This is a genomic window from Fibrobacter sp. UBA3629 (assembly GCF_002374005.1).
In the GTDB taxonomy this organism is placed as follows: Bacteria; Fibrobacterota; Fibrobacteria; order Fibrobacterales; family Fibrobacteraceae; genus Fibrobacter.
The window spans coordinates 1-15260 of record NZ_DFLC01000023.1 but is presented as its reverse complement, the minus strand read 5'-3'; the positions used below and the strand labels follow the sequence as shown (position 1 = coordinate 15260).

The window sequence follows — 15260 nt, the reverse complement described above, 5'->3', positions numbered from 1 at the left end:
TTTTTTGTGTAGATTGAAAAGGAAATCTCAAAAAGGAGTGCCCTATGCAGAACAAAGTATCATACGTCGTCATCATCGTGCTTGCGTTCGTGTGTCTCGTGCTTTCACTCAGTATCGGGCGCGCCTCCGACGTTTCTGCACAAACGAAGGTATCGTCCCTGGAACCGGCTCCGGAACAGGAGGGACAGCCTTTAGGTGGCGTGACCGTCTCGAGCGAGGAGACGAAGAACTTTCTCGCCGACGAGTATGTCACCAGTTTCAAGATGGTTCTGAAGGACAAGAACAAGGATGTCGCTTACAAGCGCTTGAACGAGAGCCGTGAAAAGATTCTCGCCCTGCTGCAGAAGCATTCCGTAGGCCCGCAGGGGTACGAACTTCTCAGCACGTCGCTCGAGAAGGAATGGGATTATGCAAAGGGCAAGAGGTTTTTTCTGGGGTATACGGCATCGCAGATGGTAAAGGTTATTTCGCATAGCAAGCAGGAATCCGATTCCCTGGAATTCGACTTGGCCAGTTTTGCGTTTGTCGATAACGTGTCCACGCAGTCGCGGCTCAAGAATGCCGAAACGCTAGAGGTTGACGTTATCAAGAGCGCCTGCAAAAAGGCGTCCCGCCAGGCCGAAGTGAACGCGCAGAGTGTTGGCGCGAATATTGGGAAGGTAATTTCCGTGGAAGGCTCTTCGGAAGTGGAAAAGTTGAGTTCTTCGGATTCCGTGGAGGTGTCGGCATCGCTTATGGCGACGCTTTCCCTGGATGGTATGGAAAGTAGCGGAAAGTCGTATGTCCGCGTTGTCCAGGTCGAGCACAAGAAGTTTCTTGCAGACAAGTTTGTCGTAATCGCGAATATCATGTTCGATGGAACTGACAAGGAACAGCTTTTTAAGCAGATGAATGTGCGTCGTGGTGATGTGGTGCAGATGGCGAAAGGCCTTGGCGTTGCCGAATCGGAGATAGAGGCGCAGTCCATGACGCTGCGCAAAAAGCAGAAGTACGAGTTTTACGGCAACGAATCGTCCAAGAATGTCTTTTTGGCGACCCAGAGGGTTACGGTCAACTTTACATCCAAGGACGCCGCCGGTGCGTTCCTGGATGGAATTGTCGGTCTAGAAAACGTTAACGTGTTTAAAGCCGAGCCTGTTCTGAAGAACGAGGATTCGCTCAGGGTGCAGGTCGTAAACATTGCTGGGAAAAAGGCGATGGCGCGCGCCAAGGCGATTGTCGAGGGCTTTGGCGGTTCCTTGGGCAAGGTCGTTGCGGTGAGCAACAAGCCCTTAGACGAGTTTGGCGGGACCGTTCTCGGTGCTCGCTACAACGACCTTTCTTTGCGCAAGGCCAGGGGAAAGTCCTTGCCGGCGTATGACATACTGATGGCAGGTTCTTCGGAATCCAAGATGAATATCGCCGATTCCGTCTCCGTCTCGGCGTATTTGGCCATCATGGCCGAGATAAAATAGCCTCCAAAAATACCGCTCGGCTGCGGCAGCTTGTCAACTCGGTTTTGTGAAAAAAGCCCCTTTTTGGGGTGTGAATAGATTTTTTACGCTCCGGAAACAGCTAAATGTTTGTGCAATAGGGACTTGGACCACTCGAAACCCGACCTGCGGTGGTGGTCCGGATTCCGGTTTTGGGGCCGTGTTGATAGTTTGCCTCTATATTACAAAAAAATTACGGGAATTTATGAAAAAAAGTTCCCATTTCCAAAATCTTTTTATTATCTTATGTCTATATCTTGTGTTATTGGTTTGGTGTTGAACACAAGATATAGTAGAAAAAAGGAAAACAGGCTTATTTTGAACAAACGTCTTTTGACTAGGGCTTAGTTAAGGGATTTGAAGGATAGGTGATGATTTTTACAGTCAAGAAGCGCGACGGCCGCGAAATGCCGTTCAACATCGAGAAGATTGCAGACGCCATTGTTAAGGCTTTCCGCGCATCGGGTGAACTCAAGGACCAAATCAAGGCCTCCCAGGAGCAGATGGACCTCCTTGGCCAAGAAGACATTTTGAGCAGTACTGCCCTGAAGGTAGCCGCCTATGCGGTGGGCCGCCTCGAGGCCGAAGGCAAGACCAAGCCGGATATCGAAGAAATCCAGGACGCCGTCGAAAAGGCCCTTACCGACAACAACTATGCCGATACGGCCAAGAGCTACATCCTTTACCGTGCCGAACGCACCCGCATCCGCGAAGTCAACACGCGCCTCATGCACACGCTCCGTGACATCACGTTCAGCTCCGCGAAGGAATCCGACCTCAAGCGCGAAAACGCGAACATTGACGGCGATACCGCCATGGGCACCATGCTCAAGTACGGTAGCGAATCCGCCAAGCACTTCTACACGATGATGATGCTCAAGCCCGAGCATAGCCGCGCCCACATGGAAGGCGATATCCATATCCACGATCTGGATTTCTATTCCCTTACCATGACGTGCTGCCAGATCGACCTGAAGAAGCTCTTCAAGAACGGCTTCAATACGGGGCACGGTCATCTCCGCGAACCGAAGGACATCCGCAGCTATGCGGCCCTCGCGGCGATTGCCATACAAAGTAACCAGAACGACCAGCACGGCGGTCAGTCCATTCCGAACTTCGACTATGCCATGGCCGACGGCGTGCGCATTACCTATCGCAAGGCCTACCTCTCGAACATGGTGAAGGCTCTCATCCTCCTTACCGGCAAGACCGAAGAAGAAATCCAGCCGGTGGTGAAGAAGCTCCACGCCGAAATGGCGGAGATGGGCATGGTCGCGACGCTCGTGCCGAACGAGAAGTTCGTGGAAGCGGAAGCCCGCGAACTTTCCAAGACCTTCGATACCGAAATTGTGATGAAGGCCCAGAAGTTTGCCGAGAAGATGGCTTACGAAGAGACGGACAAGACCACCTTCCAGGCGATGGAAGCGTTTGTCCACAACCTGAACTCCATGCACAGCCGCGCCGGTGCGCAGACTCCGTTCAGTAGCATCAACTATGGCATGTGCACCGAGCCCGAAGCCCGCATGGCGATGCGCAACTTGCTGCTCACCACCGAAGAAGGCTTGGGCGGTGGCGAGACGGCTATTTTCCCGATTCAGATTTTCCGCGTGAAGGAAGGCATCAGCCTCAATCCGGGCGACCCGAACTATGACCTGTTCAAGCTCGCCTGTCGCGTGAGCGCGAAGCGCCTGTTCCCGAACTTCAGCTTCCAGGATGCGCCCTACAACCTCCAGTATTATAAGGAAGGCCACCCGGAAACCGAAATCGCCTACATGGGCTGCCGCACGCGTGTCATCGGCAACAACTACGACCCGACCCGCGAGATTTCGTATGGCCGTGGCAACCTGAGCTTTACCTCCATCAACCTTCCGCGTATCGCCATCAAGATGAAGTCCGTGGACCTGTTCTTCAAGGAACTCGACCGCATGATGCAGCTTGTGAGCGACCAGCTTATGGAACGTTTCGCCGTCCAGAGCCGCCGCAAGGTAAAGAACTTCCCGTTCCTCATGGGCCAGGGCGTGTGGATCGATTCCGAGAAGCTCGGCTGGGAAGATACGGTGGGCGAAGTCATCAAGCACGGCACGCTCTCCATCGGCTTTATCGGCCTTGCCGAAACACTCGTGATGCTCACGGGCAAGCACCATGGCGAATCCGAGGAATCCCAGCAGCTTGGCCTCAAGATTGTGGGCCACATGCGTGACTTCTGCGACAAGGAATCCAAGCGCCTCGGCCTCAACTTCAGCTTGCTCGCAACGCCTGCCGAAGGCCTTTCTGGCCGCTTCGTGCGCATGGACAAGAAGAAGTTCGGCGAAATCAAGGGCGTCACTGACCGTGACTACTACACCAACTCGTTCCACGTGCCGGTGTACTACAAGATTTCGGCGTTCAAGAAGATTTCGCTCGAAGCCCCCTACCACGCGCTCACCAACGCGGGCCACATCAGCTACGTGGAACTCGACGGCGACCCGACGCAGAACCTCGATGCCTTCGAAAAGATTGTGCATCACATGGCGAAGTCGGGCATCGGCTACGGCTCCATCAACCACCCGGTTGACCGCGACCCCGTCTGCGGCTTCGTGGGCGTTATCGGCGACAGCTGCCCCCGTTGCGGACGTAGCGATGGCCATGCCATCTCGGAAGAGAAACTGAAGGAATTGCGCAGGCTCTACCCGGGAATGCCGGCGTTCAAGGGCATCCGCTAATCACAGGAATTAAAACAAACTATCAAGGAGTGAAAAATGTCAGAAAGAGAAATGAATCTGTATGGAGAAGGCGTTTGCTTCGAACGCATCCGCCGCATCACGGGCTACCTCGTGGGTACAGTCGACCGCTTCAATAACGCGAAGCGCGCCGAAGTCAACGACCGCGTAAAGCACAGCGTATAATATGGACGAATACCCGCGCTTGCGGATTGCCGGAATCGAGCCCGAATCCTTCGTGGACGGTCCCGGGATCCGCATGACCATCTTTACCCAGGGGTGCCATCACAACTGCCCCGGGTGCCAGAATCCCCAGACCCACGATTTCAACGGGGGTCATTTTATTGATATCGAAGAAATCCTCTCGATGATCGACGAAAACCCGCTCCTGGACGGAATCACCTTCAGTGGCGGAGACCCGATGGACCAGGCGGCGGCGCTTATCCCGCTTGCCCGCGAAATCAAGGAACGCGGACTCAACCTTGTCATCTTTACGGGTTACACGTTCGAGTATCTGCAGCAGCACTGGGAAGAAAAACCGGATTTACTGGAACTTCTTTCGTTTGCCGATATCCTTATCGACGGTCCGTTCGTCATGGCGAAGAAGTCGCTCGAACTCAAGTTCCGCGGCTCAAGCAACCAGCGTATCATCGACGTGCAGAAGAGCCTTGTCGAGGGCCGTGCTGTGTTGCACCAGATACAGCTACAGGAAATGGAAGAACATCCGGAATTCGCTCCCATGGTGTAGTGCTTTCCTCGTAATTTGAAAAACCCTGGCTGATGCCGGGGCTTTTTCGCTAATATCTGTTAAACGAACGGATTGTCCCAGGGACTATAGTTTCCCGAGCTCTCGGAGCATTTTCTCTTTTATTGCGGGAACGCCCCCGCAAAGGCGGACAGGGAAAACCCTATCTATACGTAAAAACGATTGAAATGCGGAAGTGTTCCTTTTTTGGCATTTTTTTTCTCTGATTCGGTTTACGGCAGAAAATGGCATCCTTTTTTGATGTAATTAATGTATATTTTTTTTAATACTTGATGGGTGCTCCCCGGCGGAAAATATGAGATATTTGAAATCAGCTTTTACCCTTTTTCTTTGCCTTGCGGCGTGGGCCTCGGCGGCGTATGTCGCCGTGCTTGAAACGGTTGCAGACCCTAGTGTGAATGAGAGGGTTAAACGTTCCGAGAGACAGTTCTTGACTAACGTGTTGCGCGGAGAGGCTATAAGACAACTTCCCGCCAAGTATTACACTATCATGACGCGAGAGAATATCGAAGCGATGCTCCCTCCGGGCAAAACTATCGAGGATTGTGAAGGCTCTTGCCTTGTTGAGACTGGAAGAAACATTGCTGCAGATTATGTTTGCCAAGCTCATGTGAGTAGCTTTGGCGACGCGCTCTCGCTTTCTGTAGAACTCTACGAGACTGCAAAAAACAATCTAGTTGCGACCATCAACGAGCGCGGAGCGAGTGTTGATGAACTTGAGAAAATCATCAAGTTGAAGGCTCCGGCGTTCTTCAGAAAGATTATGGGCAATTCTACCGGTTTTTCGGATGTGGGCGGCATCAGCGACGTCTCTAGCGATGATTCGTTCTCTTTCTCTGGTTCCAACCAGTATGTCGTTGAAATTATAACGGAACCCGCTGGAGCGGTGCCAACCATAGACGGAAAGGCTTCGACAAAGTGCCTAAGTACTCCTTGCAAAGTGCAAATCGAGGAGGGTGTTCACCATATTGTCGCTTCTATGGATCGTTATATCGATGCCGATGTTGATGTCGAGATTAATGCGAATAACCAAAAGGTTGAATTGACTCTTGAACCGAAGTTTGGTTATTTGATATTGAATCCTGTGCTGACGGATGGTGCTGCGGGCCGTGGAGTGTTAAAAACTTTTGTAGACGGAAACCGGATGCATGAAGGTAAGGTGGAGCTTGCTCCTGGGGAGCATAGTGTGCGTTTGGAACACCCGTGCTACAATCCTGTGGAATTCAAGGTGAAGATAGCGAGAAACAGGACCGTGGTGTTTAATAAGAAAATGTCGCGTGGCAAGGGCGGTCTTAAACTTGATGCTGAGTACAACGGCGAACCGCAAGCGGTTGCCGTATTTATCGATGGTGAGGAAGCGGGCAGTACGCCCTACGCGGGCGAGATCCCGTTGTGTGCGGAAGTCATGCTCAGGGGTGACGGGTGGAGAGAGAAGGTGAATGTGCAAGCCGAGTGGCACGAGGTGGTGCAGGTGACGCACCAGCTGGTACATGCCCCTGATGGCGTTGACATGGCAGAAGATGCGACACGCGCGAGGGCGAATGCTGCATACGATGAACTCGACGGCAAGGATGGTTCGCCTTATGCGGGTGAGAGCGTGCCCGCGAATGTGGATAGCGAGGGTAGCGGTTCTGTCCGCTGGATTGTATTCGGTATTGGTGCTGTAACCGCTGTGACGGGCGTCGTACTTGCGGTTGTCGGGGACAGCAAAGCGAAGGATGCCGCAGAGACAGAATACTTTGCGAATAAGAGTGAATTCAATGACGCTAAAGACAAGGCCCAGGCCGGTCAGGTGCTCCGCGGTGTAGGATTTGGCCTTGCTGTCGTCGGAGCTGCCGGCATCGGCATAAGTTTCGCATTCTAGGAAGGGAACGACAATGAAAAAGTTTTTGATTAGTGTCATCCTTACCGCCCTTCTTGCCGCCTGTACCGATTATGTTCAATAAATCGATGATCGCGATGGTGAATGGAATCGTTTTGTTCTTTCTAGAATGACTGATCTTCGTGATGGAAAAACTTACAAGACTGTCACCATTGGTAATCAGACGTGGATGGCAGAGAATCTGAATTATGAGGTGAATTATAAGAGTAATAGTTTTTGCTACAAAGACTCTACTAAATACTGTGCTAAGTATGGCCATCTTTATATCTGGGATGCTGCAATGAAGGCTTGCCCTGATGGTTGGCATCTGCCTTCGGAAGATGAATTTAATACACTCTTTGCTGCTGTCGGAGGACAATCTGTTGCAGCAAAAATGCTCAAGTCTTCGAGCGGTTGGCAAGATGGTAATGGGTTGGATAATTACGCTTTCTCAGCATTGCCCGTCGGCCGGAGATATCCTGATGATGGCCGTTATTATTTAAATGGATATGCCGCATATTTTTGGAGTTCAACGGAGAATTCTAGTTATGGAGCTAATTACATTTATATGGATGACAATAGCGATAATCCAGAAATAGATAATTCTGATTTGTCTCTTGCATATTCAGTTCGTTGCGTCAAGGATGAAGGCGAAATGGCTGAATCGTCTTTTGGTGTGTTCAATAGTTCATCTTCTGTTACGAGTAGTAGCGATATCGAATCTTCTTCGTCCTTCGAGATGCCAGTGCCTATTGAAGGAGTTATGACTGATACTCGTGATGGACAAAGCTATAAGACCGTCACGATCGGATCGCAGACCTGGCTGGCCGAGAATTTGAATTATAAAACATTATATAGTTATTGCTATAATATGTCTTCGGATAGTTGCTCTAGGTATGGTCAGTACTATGAGTGGTCAGACGCAAAGGAGGTATGCCCAGAAGGATGGCATCTTCCCAGCGATGTAGAATGGAATATTCTTGTTGAGTCGGTTGGTGACTATTGGAATTTGACGGATGAAAGCTGGAGAGGGAATAATTTGGTGAAGTTTTCTGCCTTAGAAGCTGGGCAGGCGGATGCTTGCATTACCAATGAAGGTCTTATCTATGACTCGAGTGTTAATTTTCATCCTGGATCTGCGTTTTTTTGGGGAATAAAAGAAGGTGACGAATCGGAATACGTATTTAGTATTTTGGGGTCGTACACTAATTCCTTTAGGGGCTGTACGATGGCTTATTTGCAGTCCGTTCGTTGCCTCAAGGACGCACAAGCCGAGTGAAGCGGGAAAAGGGAATACTCGGCTTCGGTCTCTCGCTACGCGAGCCGAAGCCTCGCCCTACGGGCTTGAGGCTTGCGCCTCAAGTGCTGAAATTTTTCAGTTATGCTCACGATGTTCGCATGTGAAAAATTTCAGTCGGCCCCTCTTCTCGGCTCCGAGTTCCTTTTTATCCCGGCACATAAAAAAGAAAAACCACCTTGAAAGGTGGTTTTCTTTTTTAGAGCGGGAAAAGGGACTCGGACCCTCGACCCCGACCTTGGCAAGGTCGTGCTCTACCAACTGAGCTATTCCCGCGAGGTGAGACCAATTATAGAATATTATTTTAGGCTTGTCAAGGGTCTTTGCAGAGAAAAAATCAAAATTTCATGCTTTTTTCCTCTCAATTCGAAAAAACCTTCCTTCTTGCTCATGTAGCCGTGGGGGAGGGGGCGCGGGAGCATGGCGTAGAGGTCCTCGGAAATCAGGAATTCCTGCCCGAGCTTGGCGCAGAGCGACTGGATGCGGCTGGTGGTGTTCAGCACGTCGCCGTGATAGGCCATCTCGCTTCCGAAGTTGCCGACCTCGGTCGAGATGACTGTGCCGCAGTGGGCCCCGGCCTTGAATTTCGGGGCGCGGCCGTACTTCTTGATGAACTTGGGCGCTATTTTCTCGAGGCATTCGTTGAAGTCGTAGAAGCAGTCCACGGGGCGCGCCTTGGTCCTGCAGGCGGACATGGGCCAGGTCAGGAACGCTCCGTCACCTGCAATCTGGTAGATTTCGCCCTGGTTTTCCTCGCAGCAGTTCGAAAGCAGTTTGTAGTAGTCCTTCATGAAGTTGCTGTAGGTGACGTGCCCTAGTTCTTCGGCGAGTTCGGTGGAATTCTTCAGGTCGATGAACATGAAGATGAGGTTCTCTTCCAGCGGCTCTTGCGACTTGCCGAGCAGGGTGTTCCAGAAGACGCGCGTGCCGAACTTCTTGTGGACACTGCGGATGAAGGTGATAAGGCTTGCGAGCGCGAAGAATAGGAAAATCCGAACTTGCGTTTCCGGGTCGCGGAACTCTGCGATGACGCTTGCGAGCCCCTCCTCGTTTACGATTCCTTCTCCGTCCTTTATTCTGAAAAGCAGGGTGCAGAGGATGATGCTCGAAGAGATGGCACTGATGAAGTAGGCCGACCGCAGCATCAGGGCCTTCCATACGGCCCGGCAGTCCATCTCGTCCTTCAGGATGAGGATGTCGTAGACGCCGTGAGAGAGTCCCATGAAAAGGGCGAACTGTAGCATTTGGAGCAGGTGCACGCCGTCGATCTGGGCATGTTGCGCATACATGATGAGCACGTCTGTGCCTACGGCCGCAAGGATCCAGCAAAAGACGTAATAGCAGACGGCCCTGAACTTTCTTTCTGTCTGTCGCGATATAGCCATTGGAGTCAGTGGATGAAGAGGGGGAGCGCCCAGACCATGGAAATGAGGATGATGTCCTTGTAGGAATCGTCCAGGAGAAGCGACGACGCGAGGAAGAAACAGGTGGTCGCGATAGCAAGAAAAACAAAGAGGGGAAGCCTCTTTTTCATCCTTTGCGCGAAATTGTCTTTTTTCTGCTCTTCCATGTTTACGATTATAAATTAAATTTTTACAAAACGGATGTCTAAAATTATCAAAAAATTGGAATTTTGATGCTCGGCCTATATATACATGTCCCTTTTTGCAAGAAAATCTGCGATTATTGCGATTTTCATGCGTTTCCGGCCCCGGAATGGTTGCAGTTGGAATATTTGAACTTGATAGAGGCCGAAATGAGCACCTTTGCCGGGAGGCGTCCGGGGCTCCTTGAACGGGTCGAGACGCTTTACATAGGCGGGGGAACGCCCTCGCTGATACCTCCCGAGCTCCTGGAGCGTTTTTTCGGGGTGATTGCGGGGGCCGGAGTCCCGATGGGGGCGCTCCGCGAGGCGACGATGGAGTTCAATCCTGAGTCCTGCGACGCTGAGCGCGTGGCGGTGGCCTTGGAATCGGGAATTACGCGGGCGAGTCTCGGGCTCCAGAGCCTGCATCAGCGCCTGCTCGACCGCGTGGGGCGGCATCACGACGTGGAAACGGGTATCCGCGCCCTCGAACGGCTCGTGGGGGAGTCGCGGCTGAGGGTCAATGCTGACCTCATGTTCGATTTGCCGGGGCAGACCGTGGAAGATGTCGTGGAAGATGCCGCCTGGCTTGCGGAAAGCGGTGTCGGGCACATAAGCCTCTACGGGCTGAAGATTGACCCTTCGCGCCGGCTCGGGTTGCGTATCGCGAAGGGGCTTGAATCGGTGGACGAGGACCTGTATGCGGACATGTACCTGCGGGGCGTGGAATGCCTTGAAACACGGGGCTTCGGACGCTACGAGACATCGAATTTTGCCCGCGAAGGCGAGGAAAGCCTGCATAATCTGAACTACTGGAAACGGGGTGAATACCTGGCCTTCGGCCCCAGCGCGCACGGCTTTTTGGACGGGGTCCGCTTTTATGCCCCGGAACGCTATGCGAAGTGGCGGGACTATGTGAAGGCGGGGTGTCCCGAGTCGGGACTTTCGCTCGATACGCTCACGCCCGAGGACGGAGCCGCGGAATTCATCCAGCTGTCGTTACGGACAAAGTTCGGCATGAGCCTGGAGGGTTTGGAAAGGCTCGGCTTTAGTGTCCCGGGAAGCGTTTTTTCGAGGTGGATTTCGGAGGGGTTTGCCGAGATGTCGGATGGCATTTTCCGCCTGGTCGGGAGGGGTTGGCTGTTTATGGATACGATAGTTCTCGACTTGTATTCAAAATGTATGCAAAATCACTGATTTTGGCCGTTTTCTATTCCAAAGTGGAATAGAAACGAGCCTCTATTTTCCAAAAAAAAAGATACATTTTATAATGTAATGGTCGTACTTGGTGTATAGGCCGTGTTTTTGAGGTTTTTATGCAGTTCCTGAATCGACATTTTCCGCTCCTTTTCCTGTGGTTGCTGTTGCTCCCTGCAGGGCTTTTGGCGCAGGAATCGATCGACTGCATCGACTACGAGGGCGACGCCCCGGACCCGCGCTGCGCCTACCAGCTGTTGCAGACGAAAATCACGAAGGCTCTCGGCCTGTTTGTCGTGCCCGAAAAAGAGGATCCCGTTTCGGCAAACGCGCTCCCGAATACGGATTTCTACATCTATGCCCCGAAGGCGTCTTCCGATTCCGTAGCCGTAAAGCTCGTTTCGGAAGGGATGCCGCAGGTGACCCACATGGAAAAAGTCAATTCCGGTGCAAGCGGGATTGTACGTGTAGTGGCCGAAGCGAAATTCCCTGTCTACAACGTGGCTGTCGGAACGGCGCTCAGGCCGGATGCGGATTTCAATGTTGCCCGAGTCTACAACTTCTACGTGCCGGGCATTCAGTATTGCCTGGACGAGGACTGCGAGGAACCTGTTTCCGAGAAGACGAAAATTCAGCTGGAAGTGGGTGACGAGGTCAAAATTTACGTGCGCGCCTATATCCCGATAGGCCCCGATTCCGCCAAGACCGATACTGCCGTGAACGAAAAATCTTTCTACATCCAGTCGCTTGCGGCGGGTGAGAACCTGCGCTACTACAGCGTGAGCGGCATAGAACTCCAGAAGACGGTTTTCGGCTACCAGATCGACTTCTACAAGGGGCGCGCCGAGTTCATCATCCGCGCGACGAAGGCGGTGACCGATGGCCCCACGTTCACCATCGGTTCTTTCAAGTACGAGATAGCGGAAGGAGACACGGGCTTCATCGTCACCGAGACTTTCCCGGGAGACCTGCAGTTCGTGAATCCCGACATGCCCATCCTCGACAGCGCGTTCATCTACGACACGAACGGTGACGGAAAGGGCGACAGCATCGGTGCGTATTTCACCGGTCGCCTCGATTCCGTGAAGATGGAGGCGTTCTTCCATAACTGGCCCGACGGCGGCAAGTTCAAGGAGCATACGGGCGAGTCGGATTGGTCCAAGAAGAACGGAGTTCTGCAGTTGACCAACGTGAGTACGGGTATCCCGGCGGATGTGGGCGAGGGCTCGCTCAAGGTCGAGATATCTTCGGTGAATACGGGCGCGAAGGGCGATGCGCAGAAGGCGCTCGTCGATCGTATTGGCCCGGTTATTCTGACAGCGAACCTTATTCCGGGCGACAAGGATGCTTCGACCGACACGCTCGAACTCTTCTACAACAAGGCTGTCGATACGAACTGGACGAAAGGGAAGGGCTACCTCTTGAACGATGCTCCGGTCTACCTCGAGGCGATAGAGAAGGACGGCAGGAGCTGGGTGTTCGTCATCGATAAGGGCTTGGTGCGGTATGGCGATTCCATCCAGATTGCGACTATCTGCAAGAAGGACTGCCCCGACGGCCTCGTGAAGGCGGCGGACGGCAACGAGACGGGCAAGAACAATCCGGCAATCGTCGGCAAATCCGGGCGCAGGTATGCGGACAACGAGAAGAACGCCTTCTTCGACCGCGATGGCGACGGACGTATGGACAGCGCTTCGGTCGTGTTCGATGACGCGCTGACTCGCAAGGAACTCGAAGAAATGACCTTCCGCTACTACTGGCTCGATACCAACGGTAATGTCCTGGAAATTGAACCCGATCCCGACATGCTGACCCTTTCTGCCGACGGCACTGTTGTCGGCTTTGCCCTGAACCTGAAGAAGGACGAGTATCCCATCAAGGAGAAGCTCACCGCTGTCGACGACAGGAGCTACGCAGCGCAGGGCGAACGCTATGGCTACGTCACCTACACTTACACCGAGACCAAGGACGGGAAGGATTCGGAGGTGACGAAGGAAGTCGCGATGAATGACCGCATGGCGCCGGTCATATCGGGAACGTTCCTCATGCCGGAGTCCTACCAGAAGATGGCCTCCGACGTGTTCAAGATAGAGTTCTCCGAAGCAATTGACTACAAGAACGTGAGCACGCTCGAATTCGAGAACGCCTTCCAGTTCTACGTGGATGGCGAGTGGAAGTCGATTCCGTTCTCTGCGGTCGAATGGGCTGCCGACGGCAAGTCTGCCGAAATCCGCATGGAAAGCGGCACGCGGCTTGTGGAACGCATGAATCCGGCCGATTCCGTGAAACTCGATACGCAGTGCGCGAGCTTTGTCGACAAGGATGGGAACGGTGCTTCGGGACTTGCTCCTGCCGAAATGGTCGAGGGCGACCCGCGCGTTATCATGCAGAACTACGCCTTTGCTTCGAGGGAAGATATTGACGAGTCGGCGCAGGACGCCATTACTTTCGATGTCGCCGACAACCTTTCCTCCGAGGAGGCGAAGAAGAACCTGGGCGTGCTGATGGATGTGAGCTTCTCTACGATTATGGAAAAGGATTCCCGCGAGATGGACCTCTCGAAGGTCGGGCTCGAATGGGAACTCCACGTCTACACGAATTTGGGGACGTATGTCGCAGGAGCCTCGCAGAAGATTCGCTGCGACGACAAGGATTTGTTCGATGGCAACTGCTTCGAGAATCCCCATCAGCTGTATTTGCGCTGGAACATGCTTGCCGACAACGGTAGGCGTGTGGCGGTCGGTGCCTATGTCGCGCACTTCAAGGTTCGCGTCTACGGTGCCAAGGAAAATTTCAAGGTGGAAAGGTTCTACAACTGGGGCATCACCGGGTCTCGCAAGATTCGTTCCAGGTAGTAGAATTTTTCGGAGGTTGACGCTATGAAAACGTTGGCAAAATTGTTCTTGATGTGTGTCGCTGCTGCGGGGACTGCCCTTGCTGCGGGAGGGACCATTGCGGCGCCGGAAAACCCGGCGACCGGTATCTGGATTCAGCAGGTCGGCGATATTGTTCCTCACGCCTCCACTAAGGCGACCCTGTATTATACGAAGTATAGCCAGAGCGACCGTGTGAAGAACCTGAGCTACTATTACGATGGCGCGGGTTACCTGCAGCTTCTCAATAAGGAGACTCTCTGTACCTCGAATGCGTCTGACGGCATGGTCGGTGCTGATGGTATCGTGCATCACCCGGACGGAGACCTCCTCGTTGCGGCACAGGGCAGAAACATTCACAAGGTGAGCAAGACTGCAAAGAAGGAAGGCGGTAAGTGCGTTGTGAAGACTGCGACTCCGTTTGGCAGCACGGACGGTTTCTGGCATTTGATGATGGACCCGAACCAGGATTGGCTCTGGGCGGCAGGTATCCCCGGCTACCTCTTCAGGTTCTCGACCAAGATAGACAAGGATCACCCCGAAAAGAAAAATTTTGCGGACAAGGGCTACAAGGTGGTGCTGGAGCCCGACACCTCGGACCGCCTGAAAAAAGATAAACTGGCGACACTTATATGGGACAAGGACGGCAATGCGTTCTTCACGTATTCCGACTACTTTGGGGGAGGCTGTGAAACTAGCGTCACGGGAACGCCTTGCTCTCCTGAATCCAAGGCGAAAAAGAGGGCTGGCGCCTATTTCGGCTACGTTACCGATACGGTTTGGACCAAGGTGACCAGATCGAACAAGGATTCTATCGGTGGCGAGGTGGACGATTCCGTCATTACGAAGCTAAAAACGAAAATCTTGATAGACTCCCTGGAAGGGGCGCACGGCGGTACGTACGACCCGTATTCCGAGACAATTTTCGTGTTCGGTGGTGCCCGCATTGTACAGATTAAGCCCGAAGTAAAGAACAACAAAATGACGGCAAAAGTTGTCGCTTTTATTGATTTGCGCGATTATTTCTTCGAAGAAGATTCTACGCACCTTACCTTGCCGAGAACCAAGGACAACGGAACGTATGTTGGCTGGCGTCTGGACCAGGGTACGGTCGATGGCATGGGTCACCTGTTTGTCGCTAGCAATACGGGTCACCTCGTGTTCGTGGACTATGCGGCGAACCCGAACAAGTACATCAACGACAACGTGCTCGTTCACTTGCAGTGGATAGACAACTTCCTCGATGACCTGGCTCCGCTTTCGGGTGCAGGTGTCGTGCGTACCGGTGCGAATACGGGCGAGGACGAGGATCTCTCGAGCAGCAGCGTCGGTTTCAGTTCTTCGCGTATTACTTACGAGGAGTCTTCCAGCAGCGCGAAATCGAGCAGCTCCGGCAAGAGCTCCAGTTCTGGCAAGTCGAGCAGCAGCGCGAAGTCCAGTTCTTCGGGCAACAATCCCGGCTCCTCTACGGGCGAGAATCCGGGTAGCAGCAGCGGCAACAACCCCGGCT

General features: G+C 53.0%; 11 protein-coding genes and 1 tRNA gene. 9 read left to right on the top strand and 3 right to left on the bottom strand.

What is annotated here, in order from left to right; translation table 11 throughout:
* The first annotated feature begins 44 nt into the window (after nt 1–44).
* The 6 genes from B2310_RS07970 to B2310_RS07945 all read left to right on the top strand — a co-directional run bounded on the left by B2310_RS07970 (nt 45) and on the right by B2310_RS07945 (nt 8077).
* A complete protein-coding gene (locus tag B2310_RS07970; RefSeq protein WP_290730349.1) occupies nt 45–1454 on the top strand; it encodes an SIMPL domain-containing protein in 1410 nt (469 codons plus the stop codon).
* 389 nt (nt 1455–1843) lie between these two features.
* The gene (locus B2310_RS07965; RefSeq protein WP_173382053.1) at nt 1844–4174 is read left to right on the top strand and encodes an anaerobic ribonucleoside triphosphate reductase; all 2331 of its coding nucleotides are present in this window, start codon (nt 1844–1846) and stop codon (nt 4172–4174) included.
* A 36-nt stretch (nt 4175–4210) separates the two neighbouring features.
* A complete protein-coding gene (gene nrdD, locus B2310_RS07960; protein WP_173364802.1) occupies nt 4211–4357 on the top strand; it encodes an anaerobic ribonucleoside-triphosphate reductase in 147 nt (48 codons plus the stop codon).
* A gap of 1 nt (nt 4358) precedes the next feature.
* A complete protein-coding gene (gene nrdG / locus B2310_RS07955) occupies nt 4359–4919 on the top strand; it encodes an anaerobic ribonucleoside-triphosphate reductase activating protein (RefSeq protein WP_290730346.1) in 561 nt (186 codons plus the stop codon).
* Between the two features lie 508 nt (nt 4920–5427).
* Entirely contained in the window at nt 5428–6801 is a 1374-nt protein-coding gene (locus tag B2310_RS07950; protein ID WP_290730343.1) for a PEGA domain-containing protein, read from the top strand.
* A 127-nt stretch (nt 6802–6928) separates the two neighbouring features.
* Entirely contained in the window at nt 6929–8077 is a 1149-nt protein-coding gene (locus B2310_RS07945) for an FISUMP domain-containing protein (RefSeq protein WP_290730341.1), read from the top strand.
* Between the two features lie 221 nt (nt 8078–8298).
* Here the strand turns inward: B2310_RS07945 and B2310_RS07940 are convergent.
* From B2310_RS07940 to B2310_RS07930, 3 genes are all read right to left on the bottom strand, one after another.
* Nucleotides 8299–8371, bottom strand: a tRNA-Gly gene (locus B2310_RS07940).
* A gap of 23 nt (nt 8372–8394) precedes the next feature.
* Nucleotides 8395–9480, bottom strand: a complete 1086-nt coding sequence (locus B2310_RS07935; RefSeq protein WP_290730339.1) for an adenylate/guanylate cyclase domain-containing protein — start codon at nt 9478–9480, stop codon at nt 8395–8397.
* A 5-nt stretch (nt 9481–9485) separates the two neighbouring features.
* Entirely contained in the window at nt 9486–9629 is a 144-nt protein-coding gene (locus B2310_RS07930; protein WP_173364805.1) for a hypothetical protein, read from the bottom strand.
* 102 nt (nt 9630–9731) lie between these two features.
* Between B2310_RS07930 and hemW the strand changes: the two genes are divergently transcribed.
* The 3 genes from hemW to B2310_RS07915 all read left to right on the top strand — a co-directional run.
* Entirely contained in the window at nt 9732–10877 is a 1146-nt protein-coding gene (gene hemW / locus B2310_RS07925) for a radical SAM family heme chaperone HemW (protein WP_290730336.1), read from the top strand.
* Between the two features lie 119 nt (nt 10878–10996).
* Entirely contained in the window at nt 10997–13732 is a 2736-nt protein-coding gene (locus B2310_RS07920) for a hypothetical protein (RefSeq protein ID WP_290730333.1), read from the top strand.
* Between the two features lie 24 nt (nt 13733–13756).
* The coding region (locus tag B2310_RS07915; RefSeq protein WP_290730330.1) for a hypothetical protein at nt 13757–15260 on the top strand (1504 nt) is incomplete at its 3' end.